Origin of the sequence: Chryseobacterium mulctrae, assembly GCF_006175945.1 — a bacterium.
In the GTDB taxonomy this organism is placed as follows: domain Bacteria; phylum Bacteroidota; class Bacteroidia; order Flavobacteriales; family Weeksellaceae; genus Chryseobacterium; species Chryseobacterium mulctrae.
In genome coordinates this window covers 2036435-2050928 of record NZ_VAJL01000001.1, presented here as the reverse complement: position 1 = coordinate 2050928, position 14494 = coordinate 2036435, and the positions used below count along the sequence as shown (strand labels likewise).

11 protein-coding genes are annotated in these 14494 nt (G+C 35.4%); 6 read left to right on the top strand and 5 right to left on the bottom strand.

The window, feature by feature from the left end; all coding sequences use genetic code 11:
- A complete protein-coding gene (locus FDY99_RS09205; RefSeq protein WP_139420913.1) occupies positions 1-1029 on the top strand; it encodes a S41 family peptidase in 1029 nt (342 codons plus the stop codon).
- Positions 1030-1158: 129 nt separating this feature from the next.
- Here FDY99_RS09205 and fumC read toward each other — a convergent pair whose 3' ends face one another.
- Complete coding sequence (gene fumC, locus FDY99_RS09200) at positions 1159-2553, bottom strand: class II fumarate hydratase (protein ID WP_139420911.1); 1395 nt, start codon at positions 2551-2553, stop codon at positions 1159-1161.
- Positions 2554-2762: 209 nt separating this feature from the next.
- Here fumC and FDY99_RS09195 point away from each other — a divergent pair, with 209 nt between their 5' ends.
- Together FDY99_RS09195 and FDY99_RS09190 are read left to right on the top strand one after the other, a co-directional pair.
- On the top strand, positions 2763-4370 hold the full coding sequence (locus FDY99_RS09195) for a fumarate hydratase (protein WP_139420909.1): 1608 nt from the start codon (positions 2763-2765) through the stop codon (positions 4368-4370).
- A gap of 180 nt (positions 4371-4550) precedes the next feature.
- Complete coding sequence (locus tag FDY99_RS09190; protein ID WP_074230732.1) at positions 4551-4841, top strand: hypothetical protein; 291 nt, start codon at positions 4551-4553, stop codon at positions 4839-4841.
- A gap of 100 nt (positions 4842-4941) precedes the next feature.
- On the opposite strand, the gene FDY99_RS09185 is transcribed toward FDY99_RS09190, so the two are convergent.
- Positions 4942-5832, bottom strand: coding sequence for a helix-turn-helix domain-containing protein (locus tag FDY99_RS09185; protein ID WP_139420907.1), 891 nt, complete (start codon positions 5830-5832; stop codon positions 4942-4944).
- Between the two features lie 123 nt (positions 5833-5955).
- Here FDY99_RS09185 and FDY99_RS09180 point away from each other — a divergent pair, with 123 nt between their 5' ends.
- Both FDY99_RS09180 and FDY99_RS09175 read left to right on the top strand, forming a co-directional pair.
- A complete protein-coding gene (locus FDY99_RS09180) occupies positions 5956-8037 on the top strand; it encodes a T9SS type A sorting domain-containing protein (protein ID WP_139420905.1) in 2082 nt (693 codons plus the stop codon).
- Positions 8038-8239: 202 nt separating this feature from the next.
- Positions 8240-10309, top strand: coding sequence for a T9SS type A sorting domain-containing protein (locus tag FDY99_RS09175; RefSeq protein WP_139420904.1), 2070 nt, complete (start codon positions 8240-8242; stop codon positions 10307-10309).
- A 97-nt stretch (positions 10310-10406) separates the two neighbouring features.
- Here FDY99_RS09175 and trxA read toward each other — a convergent pair whose 3' ends face one another.
- The 3 genes from trxA to FDY99_RS09160 are packed head-to-tail and all read right to left on the bottom strand — an operon-like array spanning position 10407 to position 12497.
- Positions 10407-10706: a thioredoxin gene (gene trxA / locus FDY99_RS09170; RefSeq protein WP_066678943.1), complete on the bottom strand. Its 300-nt coding sequence runs from the start codon at positions 10704-10706 to the stop codon at positions 10407-10409.
- Between the two features lie 15 nt (positions 10707-10721).
- Positions 10722-11087: a rhodanese-like domain-containing protein gene (locus tag FDY99_RS09165; RefSeq protein ID WP_139420902.1), complete on the bottom strand. Its 366-nt coding sequence runs from the start codon at positions 11085-11087 to the stop codon at positions 10722-10724.
- Positions 11088-12497 carry an MBL fold metallo-hydrolase gene (locus tag FDY99_RS09160; RefSeq protein ID WP_139420900.1) on the bottom strand — a complete coding sequence of 470 codons (1410 nt, stop codon included), beginning with the start codon at positions 12495-12497 and terminating at the stop codon, positions 11088-11090.
- Positions 12498-12878: 381 nt separating this feature from the next.
- Between FDY99_RS09160 and FDY99_RS09155 the strand changes: the two genes are divergently transcribed.
- Positions 12879-14405, top strand: a complete 1527-nt coding sequence (locus FDY99_RS09155) for a helicase HerA-like domain-containing protein (RefSeq protein ID WP_139420899.1) — start codon at positions 12879-12881, stop codon at positions 14403-14405.
- The last annotated feature ends 89 nt before the right edge of the window (positions 14406-14494 follow it).

Here is a 14494-nt window from a genome sequence, read left to right as displayed (position 1 = left end):
ATGAAAAAAGCTTTAGGATTAATTTGCTTGCTGTGTTTTGTGCTGAATGTAAATGCACAAAAGTTGAAAACTTTGCAGGATAGTACAAAAGTTTTTTATGATAAAATTTTTAAAGCATTAGAAGTTGCGTATATCTATAAAGAAGATTACGATTGGAAAAAATTAAAAACAGAAACATTTAAAAACCTTGAAACGGCAAAAGATTTTAAAAGTTCTTTAAAAGAAGTGAAGGTTTTATTTGATAAAATTGGAGCAGATCATTCTAAAGTAACCTATCAAGGGAAAAATTACGGTCCTTCAGTAGAGATTTCATGGGAAAATTTCAGCAAGCAATGGATGACAAAGTTTACTACAAAGCCACAATTCGAAGCAAAAGTTTTAGATGAAAAGTATGGTTATATTTTAATGCCAAGTATTTCATTTAATGATTTTAGTTCTGAAAATGTTCATAAAATTGCTCAGCCTTTATATGACAAAATAGCAGAATTGAAAACGAATAATAAATTGGAAGGTTGGATTGTAGATCTTCGTTTTAATACAGGTGGAAATTCTACACCAATGTTGTTAGCTTTATATGATTTGTTGGGAGATAATGTGGTTTGGGGAACTCTTGGTATAGATAAAAAGTTGATTAACTCGACTAAATTGAATAAAGGAGTTTATGATCAGGGAGAAAAGAAATCGGCTTATATAAAACCCAAAGGTGAATTGATCGATAAATCTAAAGTTGCTGTACTTATTGGTGGATTAACGGCAAGTTCTGGTGAAGTGACCGCTTTAGCTTTTAAAGGAAGAGCAAACACAATTTTTATTGGAGAAAAAACCTTAGGAAAAACTACTTCCAATATGGTTGTAACGCTACCTTTTGATGCAATAATGCCAATGAGTACAGGGTATGATTGCGATAGAAATGGAAATTATTACAAGCAAATACCTCCGGATATTATCATTTCGAAAGAAGATAATTTTGATGATTTATTGCAAGACAAAAACATTCAGGAAGCCATACAATTTTTCACTAAAAAATAATTTCATGACAAACTAACGAATATCTCAATTTGGCATAAGAATTGAGTAGTAAAAATCAACATTCACATTAACAAACAAAAACACTCCGCAGGATTTTCTACGGAGTGTTTTTGTTTGATGTTTTGAGCCTTATTTCAAGCTTCCCACCATGTCTTCTGGTTTTACCCATTCGTCAAATTGTTCAGAAGTTACAAAGCCAAGATTGATGGCTTCTTCTTTTAAAGTTGTTCCGTTTTTGTGAGCGGTTTTTGCAATTTTTGCTGCATTTTCATAGCCAATGTGTGTGTTCAAAGCGGTTACCAACATCAAAGATTTGTCAACTAATTCTTTAATTCTTTCATGGTTCGGTTCAATTCCGACTGCACAATGGTCATTGAATGAAATACATGCATCGGCAATCAATTGGGCTGATTGTAAGAAATTGTAAGCCATTACCGGTTTGAAAACATTCAGTTCATAATTTCCCTGAGTTCCTGCAAAAGAAATGGTTGTGTCATTCCCTAAAACTTGTGCACAAACCATTGTTAAAGCTTCGTTTTGAGTAGGATTTACTTTTCCGGGCATAATAGAAGAGCCAGGTTCGTTTTCAGGAATATGAATTTCACCAATTCCGGAACGAGGTCCTGAAGCCAGTAATCTTACATCCTGAGCAATTTTATATAAAGAAACCGCCAATTGTTTTAAAGCTCCGTGAGTTTCTACAATAGCATCATGTGCAGCCAAAGCTTCAAACTTATTTTCTGCCGTTACAAAAGGAAGGTTAGTGAATTTTGCAATATATTCCGCTACTTTTACATCATAACCTTTTGGAGTGTTCAATCCTGTTCCTACCGCAGTTCCTCCTAAAGCAAGTTCAGAAAGATGAGGTAATGTGTTTTTCAACGCTTTGATTCCGTAGTTTAACTGAGCAACATATCCTGAGAATTCTTGTCCTAAAGTAAGCGGAGTTGCATCCATCAAATGGGTTCTTCCGATTTTTACAATGTCTTTAAAAGCAACGGCTTTTTCGTTCAACGTATTTTTTAGTTTCTCAACTGCAGGAATAGTTACTTCAACTACTTTTTTGTAAGCTGCAATATGCATCGCAGTTGGATAAGTATCGTTGGAAGACTGAGATTTATTCACATCGTCATTTGGATGAACTTCTGATTTATCGCCTAAAGTTCCGCCATTGTTTGCGTGTGCTCTGTTTGAAACCACTTCGTTCACATTCATATTCGATTGTGTTCCTGAACCGGTTTGCCAAATCACCAAAGGAAATTGGTCATTCAGTTTGCCTTCCAAGATTTCGTCGCAAACTTTAGCAATCATATCTCTTTTTGAAGCCGAAAGAACTCCCAAATCCGTGTTGGTAAATGCTGCCGCTTTTTTTAAATAAGCAAAAGCTTCGATAATTTCGTGAGGCATAGAACCTTCCGGACCGATTTTGAAATTGTTTCTTGAGCGTTCCGTTTGTGCGCCCCAAAATTTGTCTGCAGGAACCTGCACTTCACCCATAGTGTCTTTTTCTATTCTGTAATTCATTGTGATTGAAATTTTTTTATTAAAGGTTAAGGCTGAGATTAAGTTTAAGGTAAAACTCAACCTAAATCTTAACCTCAACCTTAATTTATAAAATTACTCAATAATAAAAAACCTCGCAATTTATAATCATTATAAATACGATGATAAGTCGCTGATTTTGCTCATGTTTTTTTTCGTAAGCCGTATTTTTGCACTGAAATAGAAAGTAAATGGATTTTAAATATCAAGATCCGTATCCAATTTTAAAAGATGATACGGAATACAAAAAATTGACTTCAGACTACGTGAAGGTTGAAAAGCATGGGGAAAGAGAAATTTTGACGGTAGATCCGAAAGGATTGGAATTGCTGGCTGAAGAAGCAATGGCAGACGTTTCTTTCATGCTTCGTTCTTCGCATTTAGAAAGTTTGAGAAGAATTATCGATGATCCTGAAGCGACTGATAACGACAGATTTGTTGCTTATAATTTATTGCAAAATGCTGCGGTTGCTGTGGAAGGAGCTTTACCTTCTTGTCAGGATACAGGAACGGCAATTGTAATGGGTAAAAAAGGTGAGAATGTTTACACAGGAGTTGACGATGGTGAATATTTAAGCAAAGGAATTTACAATACCTACCAAAAAAGAAACTTAAGATATTCTCAGGTGGTTCCTTTAACAATGTTTGATGAAAAGAATTCTGGTTCAAATCTTCCGGCACAAATTGATATTTATGCTAAAAAAGGAGATTATTACGAGTTTTTATTTTTAACAAAAGGTGGAGGTTCGGCTAATAAAACTTTCCTTTATCAAAAGACAAAATCTTTGTTGAATGAAAAATCTTTGGAAGCTTTTGTAAAAGAAAGAATTTCAGATTTGGGAACAGCGGCTTGTCCGCCTTATCACTTAGCTTTGGTGATCGGAGGAACTTCTGCGGAAGCCAATTTGGCTGCTGTGAAAAAAGCATCAGCAAAATATTATGACAACCTTCCGACTGAAGGAAATGAAGCGGGTCAGGCTTTCAGAGATTTGGAATGGGAAGCAAAAGTTCAGAAGATTTGCCAGGAAAGTGCAATTGGGGCTCAGTTTGGTGGAAAATATTTAACGCATGATGTTAGAGTAATCAGATTACCGCGTCACGCAGCATCTTGTCCGGTTGGAATGGGAGTTTCTTGCTCTGCAGACAGAAATATTAAAGGAAAAATTACCAAAGACGGTATTTTCTTAGAGCAATTGGAGCAAGACCCGAAAAGATTTTTACCTGCAACTCCGCCACATTTGGAAGAAGCGGTTGAAATTAATTTGAATAAACCAATGCCTGAAATTTTGGCTGAACTTTCGAAATATCCAATCAAAACTAGATTAAAATTAAACGGAACTTTGATCGTTGCAAGAGATATTGCTCACGCAAAGATCAAAGAATTATTGGATGCCGGAAAACCAATGCCTGAATATTTTAAAAATCACCCGATTTATTATGCAGGACCGGCAAAAACTCCGGAAGGCATGGCTTCAGGAAGTTTCGGACCAACAACAGCTGGAAGAATGGATGTTTATGTAGACGAGTTCCAAAGTCATGGCGGAAGTATGGTGATGTTGGCAAAAGGAAACAGAACCGCTGATGTAACCAACGCTTGTCATAAATATGGCGGTTTCTACATCGGTTCGATCGGTGGACCTGCTGCAATTTTGGCAAAAGATAATATTTTGTCGGTTGAGGTAGTAGATTTCCCTGAATTAGGTATGGAAGCGGTAAGAAAAATTGAAGTAAAAGATTTCCCTGCATTCATCATCACTGATGATAAAGGAAATGATTTCTTTGCAAATCTTGCCCATTAAAATTTAGGATTAAAAGGTAGATGTAAGAATTTTAGACTAGCAATTGTCATCTAATATCTAAAATCTAACTTCTAATATCTCGATTAATTAGTTTAAAATAAAAATAAATTGCAAAATTTAGGTTCTATATCTTTTGATGAAAAAGAAAAAAGCCCTACTTTTGCTTAAAATTTAAGAAACATGATGTTATCAGCATTTTGGCCGTTTTACCAATTCCTTTGGACAATTTATTTCGTATGTATGTTCCTTGTAGGATTCTGGTGTATCTTAATGTTTTTCGGTTTTATCATTCCTTTGTGGTTAACTGAAGGTTTGAAAGAATATTTTGGTAAAGTAAAACCTTTTGATCCGGAACAGATCAGAAGTAAATTGCTTACTGAGCAGGAAGGTGTTGAAGTTATTTTCAGCCAGCCTAAAGGTCATGGTCCTTTCATTCACGAAAGCCACGGACACGATCACGGACATCATTAATTGATTGTCATTGCTTTCTCACATGAATTCCGAGGAAGTAATATCAAAGCAAAACAACATATATTAAACCACTAAATTTATTTTAGTGGTTTTTCTTTTTTTATCCCAATCTCAGTTTTTCCGGTGATACTCCGAATTTTTTCTTGAAGGCTCGGGTGAAATTCTGAACATATTCATAGCCGCATTCTATTGCAATTTCTTTAATCATAATTCTATTGTTAACGATCATTTTTTTAGCTTTCAGCATTCTGAGCTCTGAAATGTAATTTACAATGGTCGTTTGATATTGCTCTTTAAATTCTTTTCTCAATTTATTCTGATTGATGCCTATTATTTTTGAAATCTCTTCAATTTTTAGATTCTTATGATAGTTTTCATCTAAAAATTTCTTGATTGTTTCAGGAGTTTTAGATAGATCTTCTTCAATATCTTTTTCGTTAAACTGTTCAAATATCAGAATTAAAAGTTTGATAATTTTGGCTTCAATAAAGAGTTTCTGCATTATTCCTTTTTTAGAATATCCCAAAATCTCCTTTAAGATCATATGCATTTCCACCGTCATATTTGGTGGAGTCTGTTTATGAAGAAAAATAAAATTGTTATTCTTCATATTTTCCAGAATTTCTGCGCTTTCAATAGTAGAATGAGGATCAATTAAATCAAAAATGTATTTATAATTGACCTGTATCTGAATGTATTTTAAAACTTCCTGATTTTCTGTCCATAACTCAGCCCGGTTTTCCGAAGAAGAATAATGAAGGATGTACTGATTCTTTTTGAATTTAAATTGAGTGCCACAATCTGAAGCCTGCAAATTGATGTTGAGACTCAGTAAAAACAACAAATTAAAACTAGATTCTCCTTCAATAAAATAAGATTGTAAGTAATTTTCATTCGTTGCATCTTCATTAAAAATCACTTTAATGTCCTCAGATTTAAATAGTAATCCTCTTTTCGTCTGTTTAATTGTTCGAAGTGTTTTTGTTTCCATATTACTCAAGTAAGAGCCTGCATCCGATAAGTGAAAATTTGAAAATGATAACTAGGGATTTAAGATGCAATTTACTTTTGCAAAAGTAAATTAAATTTAGAATAATTAAAAACAATATGTATTATGTTTAGAAATTTATATTTTTCAGTTGCAAAACTCAGCTTAAGTGTTTTTGTGCTATCGATTGCATCAAGTGATTTTGTAAAAGCTCAACAATGGCAAAATGTGGGTTCATCAGCAAATGTTTCTGCAGGAGGAAGCAGTTATAATAATTTAGTGATTGATAATGTAGGGAACTATTATCTTTCGTATTATGATGTTTCGGTTCAGAAAGGTTCAGTTCAGAAATTTAACGGAACTTCATGGTCTTACTTGGGAGGAAGTGCAGGAATTACCTCAAGTTATGCAACTTTCAATTCATTATCGATTAATTCTACGGGAACAGATCTTTATTATACCAATCAAGGAAATGGGTTAGAAGTTCGCCAGTTTAGCGGAAATTCATGGACGCAATTGGTAAGCCCGACAACTTCAACGATTAATTATCACGCTTCAGCGGTTGCTCCGTCTGGAACATTGTTTACATACAGCACTCAAAGTTCAGGAATTGTAAAAAGATTGGTGAATGGAGCTTGGGAACAGGTTGGAAATGTTGGTTTTTCTAATGGAGCCGCATTTGCGGAAATGGTCATTGGCACAAATAATAAAGTGTATACTTGTAATGTAGCGAGTGGAGTAAGGGTTTATGAAAATACAACAACCGCTACAACTTCTGATAATTGGAACTTGGTAGGTGGAAGTATTGTAGATGCATCATCATCAGGTGAACAATATACTTCAGATGTTGCAATCGATAACAATAACAATTTGTATGTTGCTTATGTCTCAAACTCTGCAAATTCTAGAAAAGTAAATGTTAAGAAATTCAACGGCACTAGTTGGGAGCAAGTTGGGAATGCTTATTTTTCTTCGGGAGGGGTTCAGCATGTTGCAATTGCAGTAACATCTGCAGGGAAACCTTATGTTGTAGCAAGTCGTTGGGAAGATGATAATTTTTTGAGAAATACTGCCTATCAACTAGATACAGCTACCAATACTTGGTCTACGTTTGGGGGTGATTTTATTTCTGATGATGAAGCAACTTATAACGATTTGGCAGTTGATAATGCAAATAATTTTCTTGTTTTAGCCTATTCTCAGGATTTTACAAAGGTTAAAAGAATTTCTCTGGAACCTTCAACTCCGGTTTGTAATAATACAGATCCGGGAACCAATCCGGGAGATATTGGTTGTGTAACCTTTAACTACAGAGGTCAATCGGTCACTTACACTACGGTCAGGGGAACGGATGGTAAAATCTGGCTTCAACAAAATCTGGGAAGTACAAAGGTGGCAACTTCACTTACAGATTCAGATGCATATGGAGATCTTTTCCAATGGGGAAGATGGGATGATGGTCATCAGTTGAGAAATTCATCTTTATCAGCTTCAGCTCCTTCACCAAATAATCCTTCAGGGTTAAACGGAGGAAATGCAACTTTCCATTCCGTAGCGTATAATTCGTCATCAAATTTCTGGTCTGGAGGAACTAGTTCTGATACCTGGATGGCTGAAAATGCTTCATCTGCAACCTCAACAAATGGAGCGGATCCTTGTAAAGCAATCGGTTTAAATTGGAGACTTCCAACCGTTGGAGAAATTGACGCAGCTATGACCGCAGAAAATATTTCAGAATATAATTCGGCACTTTCAAGTCATTTAAAACTGATTCCTGCAGGAATGAAAGACTACAGCGGTATTTTCTCTCCTGGAACACGACTTTATCTTTGGTCTTCATCAGCGTCACCTTATACAGGATCTGGTCAACATTTATATATCAGTGGATTCTCAACTTTGTCTAACAGCGCAAGCAGAGATGCAGGAATGTCTGTAAGATGTATAAAAGATGTTACCATCGGATTGGGTACTTCAGAAATTAAAAAAGTAACCATCGGAGTTTATCCTAACCCAACCAATGGAATTTTAAATATTAAAACAGATTCTGAAGTTAATGCCGTAAACGTAACCAATGTTGTCGGGCAAAGATTGAAAATTCAATATTCGAATAATCAAATTAATATGCAAGGATTACCAAGCGGAGTCTATATTGTAGAATTAGTATTGAAAAACGGACAAAAAATTTCTAAGAAAGTGATTAAAAACTAACATTCATTTAATATTTGACTCGCTTTAGACGGTTGTTTCTTTTTGAAATTGCCGTCTAATGCTTTTACAATCAGATGAATGACAATCATCATGTTTGATATGATAACTAAAAAATGGGAAATGATAACTCTTTATTTGGTTTCAGGATTAATTTTGCCGAAAATTATAAAATAATTTAGAATAAATAAAAATAGAATTATTTATGTTTAAAAATTTACAATCAAAAATAAAAAGAATGGGAGCCGGATTTGGTGTCCTCTCTATCGCAATAGGTTTACTGAATGCTCAACAATGGGTTGATGTAGGTTCTGCGGGAAGTATTTCCACAGGTGGAAGTAGTTATAATAATCTGGCGATTGATGCACAGGGAAATTATTATGTTTCTTATTATGATGTTGCTGTTCAAAAAGGTTCTGTACAGAAATTTAACGGAACTTCATGGTCATATCTTGGAGGAAATGCAGGAATTACTACTGCGACTGGAACCTATAATTCGCTTTCATTAGATACTTCTGGAAATGTGTATTATACCAATCAATGGGGTTATCCCAACTCAGGAATGGAAGTAAGAAAATTTGACGGAACATCATGGAGTTTACTTTCTCTTCCATTTACAGATACAACAAATTATCAGGCATCGGCAGTAGCTCCGAATGGTATTCCGTATGTGTATGCTTCTGTAGGTTCAGGAACTGTAAAAAGACTGGTCAACGGAGCTTGGGAACAAGTAGGTCCTACAAATATTGCAGGGGGAAATCCAACTCATGCAGAAATGGTTATCGGAACAAACGGAAAGGTTTATGTTTGTCATATTGCATCCGGAGTAAGAGTTTTCGAAAATAATTTAACCGCATCTGCAACGGATGCGTGGTCTTTAGTTGGTGGAGCTTCAGTGGGTAGCGCATTCACAGAGGGTGCAAATGCAACTTCGGATATTGCAATGGGCTCAGACAATACTTTGTATGTTGTATATTCATCAACAGCAGCAAATAATAGAAGGCTGAATGTGAAGAAATTTGACGGAACAAACTGGGTACAGGTTGGTAACGCCGATTTTGGAATTTCAAATGACTTGTATAATGTTTCTATTGCGGTTACTCCTTCTGGTAAACTGTATACTGTAGCAAGTGGGTGGGCTGTAAACGGAGGGAAAAACACAGTTTACGAATTTGATGCAACAACCAATACGTGGACAACTTTTGGTGGAGATTTTGTATCAGATGGTACCGCTTTATATAATGATTTACAATGTGACGCAGTAAACAATACTTTGGTTCTTACTTATTCTCAAAATGGAGTAAGAGTGAAGAGGGTTCAATTGCCTACTACAACACCTACATGTAATAACGCAGATCCCGGAATGAATCCAGGAGATACAAGCTGTGTAACTTTCACTTACAAAGGTCAGCAAGTAACTTACACGACAGTAAGAGGATCAGATGGTAAAGTTTGGCTTCAGCAAAACTTAGGAAGTAGACAAGTGGCGACTTCTATGGCAGATTCAGAATCTTTTGGTGATCTTTTCCAGTGGGGAAGATGGGATGATGGTCACCAAAACAGAAATTCAGCAATGGCTAATGTTCCTTCACCAAACACTCCTATAGGTTTGAATAATTCCACTTCATTCATTCTCGGATCATGGTGGGGAGGAAACGATCTTAGTGATCAATGGACAGCGACTTCTAATTCTTTTAGCTCAACCAATGGAGCAGATCCTTGTAAAGCAATAGGACAGGATTGGAAGATGCCGTCACAGGCAGACTGGACTGCTACTAAAAACGCTGAAGGAATAAATAATCCTGCAACTGCATACGCAAGTAAACTTAAACTTCCAGCCGGAGGTAACCGATCTTTTGTAGATGGTACTTTTGATTATGTGGGACAAAGAGGTTATTTCTGGAGCTCAACCACAACCGGACTAGGAGCTAAGTATTTTTATGTAGGTACTACTATTGGAAATCCTTCAGCTGGCGGACCAAGAGCTCAGGGTCAATCTGTAAGATGTATAAAAAATGTTACAACTGGTTTGGGAACTTCAGATATCAAAAGAAATGTTATTGGAATTTACCCAAATCCTACGAACGGAATTTTAAATATTAAAACAGATTCTGATATCGATAAAGTGAACGTTACCAATGTTGTAGGACAAAAAATGAATGTACAGTTTTCAAATAATACAATCAATATGCAACAGCTTCAGAAAGGAGTTTATATTGTTGAATTACAATTGAAAAACGGGCAGATAATTTCTAAAAAAGTGATTAAAAACTAATCCGTTTTTAGAATTAAATACTGTTTCAAAAAAAATAAAAGGCTTAGATTTTATAATCTAAGCCTTTTTTCTAAGCCAATATTTAGGCTTAACATTTTTACATATACTGTTCCAACAGTTGCGTCAATCGATTCACATCATGCACGCCGCTTTCTTTGTACAGCAATTCTCCTTTTTTAAAAACCGCCAATGTAGGAACTCCACGCACTCCATACTGAGAAGCGATTGAAGGATATTGATCGACATCAATTTTTATAATTCTGGCTTTTTCGCCAACGTTTTCTTTCACTGTATTCAGAACCGACGACTGCACTTTGCATGGTTGACACCAAGTAGCAAAAAAATCGATTAAAACCGGTCTTTCAGAATCTATTATTTCTTGGAATTTTTGAGACATCGTATTTCGTTTTTATTATTTTTCTTCCTGAATGGCTTTTACATTTTTCCAGGTGGTTCCGTCATAAACCTCAACTCTGTTTTTCTTCAAAATTTCTACAGCCTGATCCGCCTGTATGCCTTTGTTGCAGAAAACCACTACTTTTTTTCCTTTCAGATTTTCAATATTATTTTGAAGTTCAGCCAAAGGAATATTTACAGCATCTTTCGCTGTTGCTTCAGAGTATTGTTCCGGAATTCTTACGTCAACCAAAACAACATCGGAGCTTTTTACAACTTCCTTGATATTGGTTTTAATGGTATTGTCAGATACCGCTTTTGTTTTACAACTATTTAACGCAAATACTGAAATCAGAATTAGCGTACCTATTTTTACTTTCATCTACAATGTTTTAGATTGACATACAAAATCTGAAACAGGAAGTTTTTCTGTTTTTTTGATGCCGTTAAAACCGCCTTCTATTTCTGTGAAATTCCTGATTCCGTGCGAGTTAAGGATGCTTGCCGCAATCATGCTTCTGTAACCTCCTGCACAATGCAAGAAGAAATGTTCAGAATCATCAATGGTAGAAACCCAGTCGCTGATGGTATCTAAAGGTCTGCTGTAAGCGTTGTCGATATGTTCCGCCGAATATTCTCCGATTTTTCTTACATCAATAATTTTTGAATTTTCATTAAATGCTTCTGCAAATTCGGCAGGGGAAATTCTTTTTACTTCGTCGATTTCTTTTGTTGAATTTTTCCAAGCTTCAAACCCACCTTTTAAATATCCTAAAACATTGTCAAAACCAACTCTGCTTAATCTTGTTATAACTTCTTCTTCAGTTCCTTCGTCAGAAACCAGTAGTAGAGGATGTTTTACATCTACAATAAGACTTCCTACCCACGGTGCAAAATCACCTTTTAAACCGATATTAATTGCATTTGGAATATATCCTTTATGAAAATCTGCAGGCCCTCTTGTATCTAAAATCAAAGCTCCGGTTTCTTCAGCAAAACTTTCAAAATCTTCTACCGAAATAGGATTTAAACCTCTGTCCATCACCGTATCTAAACTATCGTAACCACCTTTGTTCATGGCAACATTCATCCCGAAATATTTAGGTGGAGCAGTTAATCCATCTAAAACTTCTCTTATGAATGATTCTTTATCAGGCTGATTCAGTGCGTAATTTGTTCTTTTTTGATTTCCTAAAATATCTACGGTCTCTTTCTGCATGTTTTTCCCACAAGCAGAGCCCGCTCCATGAGCCGGATAAACCGTAATACTGTCATCTAAAGGAAGAATTTTACTGTGTAAACTTTCATATAAAATTCCTGCAAGATCTTCCTGTGTAACACTTCCCGCTTTCTGAGCAAGATCAGGTCGCCCTACATCACCTAAAAACAAAGTATCACCTGTGAAAATGGCAGTTTCTACACCGTTTTCGTCAATTAAAAGATAGGTCGTACTTTCCATCGTGTGACCCGGAGTGTGAAGTACTTTTATTTTGATGTTTCCGATTTCAAAAATCTGGTTGTCTTCAGCGATAATCGCTTCAAATTCAGGCTGTGCAGTGGGTCCGTAAACAATAGGAGCGTTGGTTTTTTTGCTTAAATCTAAATGCCCCGAAACAAAATCTGCATGAAAATGAGTTTCAAAAATATATTTTAAAGTGACATTGTCTTTTTCAAGACGATCAAGATATGGTTTTACTTCTCTCAGCGGATCTATGATTGCTGCTTCATTTTCTGATACGATATAATATGCGCCTTGTGCTAAACAGCCTGTATATATTTGCTCAATTTTCATCTTTAGGGTGAGAATTTTTTGTTCTTTAATCTACAAAAATCGGATTTTATTTTTTAATACCCGCTAAAATAAAATATCTGTTGTAATAGAATAAATCTATAAAGACTTATTTAGTCTAAATTATAAAAGATCTTATAAAATTTCATTGGAATTTTCAGAGATATATTTATCAATTTTAAATTACCTTTTCTAGATTTGTTTTCAGGTTGATCATTCACTCAGATATGTTTATTACTTTTTTGAGAGATTATCTTCTGAAATCTGCTCTAACTGCTAATTTAAATTTATTTTATTACAAACTGTAAAAATGAATGTGATAAAGTAAAAGAGATTATTAAAACTTTTACAAAAAACTTTATCTTTAGGTGTTAAAAATATCAAATGGCAGACAAAACAAAATTTATCGAAGAACTTTCTACAAGATATACTCCAAAAGGAGAACATATTATTTTAGGAAAAGGAATGTTGGATGGTGAAGTGGTTACTGAAGTCAACGTTACCATTCCTTTAAAAACCATTAACCGTCATGGTTTGATTGCCGGAGCTACCGGAACCGGAAAAACAAAAACACTTCAGGTTTTCGCAGAACAGCTTTCTCATGCAGGAATTCCGTCTTTGGTTTTAGATATCAAAGGTGATTTTTCGGGAATTGCACAGGCGGGACAAATGAATCCTATCATTGAAGAACGATATGCAAAAACACAGCTTCCATACAATCCGCAGGCTTTTCCCGTAGAATTGATGAGCATTTCGGGTGGAAAAGGTGTGAAATTGCGTGCAACGGTTACCGAATTTGGACCTGTTTTGTTAAGCAAGATTTTAGAATTGAATGATACTCAGCAAAGCATCATGTCAATTGTTTTTAAATATTGTGATGACAAAGGTTTACCGTTAATTGATTTAAACGATTTAAAGAAAGTTCTGCAATATGTAACCGACAATCCGCAAGGTAAAGCAGAATTGTCTGCCAATTATGGTTCTATTGCTCCAGCTTCTTTAGGCGCAATGTTGAGGTCGATTGTAGCTTTGGAACAACAAGGTGCCGCAGATTTCTTTGGTGAACTGAGTTTCGATGTTCACGATTTATTGGAAACAAGAGATGGAAAAGGAGTTGTCAATATTTTAAGAGTTGCCGATATTCAAAACAAGCCACAACTGTTTTCCACATTTATGCTTTCACTTTTTGCTGAAATTTATATGACTTTCCCAGAAGAAGGCGACAGTGGAAAACCAAAATTGGTTCTCTTCATTGATGAGGCGCACTTGATTTTTGATGAATCTTCAAAAGCATTGGTTTCACAAATAGAAACGATGGTAAAACTGATTCGTTCTAAAGGGGTCGGAATTTACTTTATTACTCAGATTCCTGGTGATGTTCCTGAAAATGTGCTTTCACAATTGGGTTTAAAAATCCAGCATGCATTGAGAGGTTTTACTGCAAAAGATAAAAAAGAGATTTCTAAAGCTGTAGAAAATTATCCTACAACAGAGTTTTACAATGCTTCTGAGTTGATACAGAATTTAGGAATTGGGGAAGCTTTTATCACCGCTTTGGATGAAAAGGGAATTCCAACACCGCTTGTTCACACGTATCTGATTTCTCCAGAATCAAGAATGGATGTGTTGAATGATGCAGAAGTTTCAGAATTAACATCAAGATCTGCTTTAGTTTCAAAATATGAAAAACCAATCGACAACGAATCTGCCTACGAAATTTTAGTAAGAAGAATGGAACAGGCTGTTGAAAATTCGGCTCCAACCCAAAAAACAAAACCCATCAAAGAAGAACCCGGAATGTTTGAGCAGGTTCTTAAAAGCAGTGCAGGAAGAACTTTCGCCAATACTCTAATGAGAGAAGGTGCAAAAGCGATTCTGGGAATGTTTGGCTTGGGCGGAAGAAAAAGATAGTATTTTGAGTGGTTGGTTTTTGGATTTCTTAGTAATTTCATTATTTTAGCAGAATTGCCTTTTAGTAAAATCAAAATTTCAAAAGGTTT

What these genes read in the sequence shown, in the direction of transcription:
- FDY99_RS09205 (WP_139420913.1), top strand. Translation starts at nt 1, where the DNA reads ATGAAAAAAGCTTTAGGATTAATTTGCTTGCTGTGTTTTGTGCTGAAT.
- fumC (WP_139420911.1), bottom strand. Translation starts at nt 2,553, where the DNA reads ATGAATTACAGAATAGAAAAAGACACTATGGGTGAAGTGCAGGTTCCT.
- FDY99_RS09195 (WP_139420909.1), top strand. Translation starts at nt 2,763, where the DNA reads ATGGATTTTAAATATCAAGATCCGTATCCAATTTTAAAAGATGATACG.
- FDY99_RS09190 (WP_074230732.1), top strand. Translation starts at nt 4,551, where the DNA reads ATGATGTTATCAGCATTTTGGCCGTTTTACCAATTCCTTTGGACAATT.
- FDY99_RS09185 (WP_139420907.1), bottom strand. Translation starts at nt 5,832, where the DNA reads ATGGAAACAAAAACACTTCGAACAATTAAACAGACGAAAAGAGGATTA.
- FDY99_RS09180 (WP_139420905.1), top strand. Translation starts at nt 5,956, where the DNA reads ATGTTTAGAAATTTATATTTTTCAGTTGCAAAACTCAGCTTAAGTGTT.
- FDY99_RS09175 (WP_139420904.1), top strand. Translation starts at nt 8,240, where the DNA reads ATGTTTAAAAATTTACAATCAAAAATAAAAAGAATGGGAGCCGGATTT.
- trxA (WP_066678943.1), bottom strand. Translation starts at nt 10,706, where the DNA reads ATGTCTCAAAAATTCCAAGAAATAATAGATTCTGAAAGACCGGTTTTA.
- FDY99_RS09165 (WP_139420902.1), bottom strand. Translation starts at nt 11,087, where the DNA reads ATGAAAGTAAAAATAGGTACGCTAATTCTGATTTCAGTATTTGCGTTA.
- FDY99_RS09160 (WP_139420900.1), bottom strand. Translation starts at nt 12,497, where the DNA reads ATGAAAATTGAGCAAATATATACAGGCTGTTTAGCACAAGGCGCATAT.
- FDY99_RS09155 (WP_139420899.1), top strand. Translation starts at nt 12,879, where the DNA reads ATGGCAGACAAAACAAAATTTATCGAAGAACTTTCTACAAGATATACT.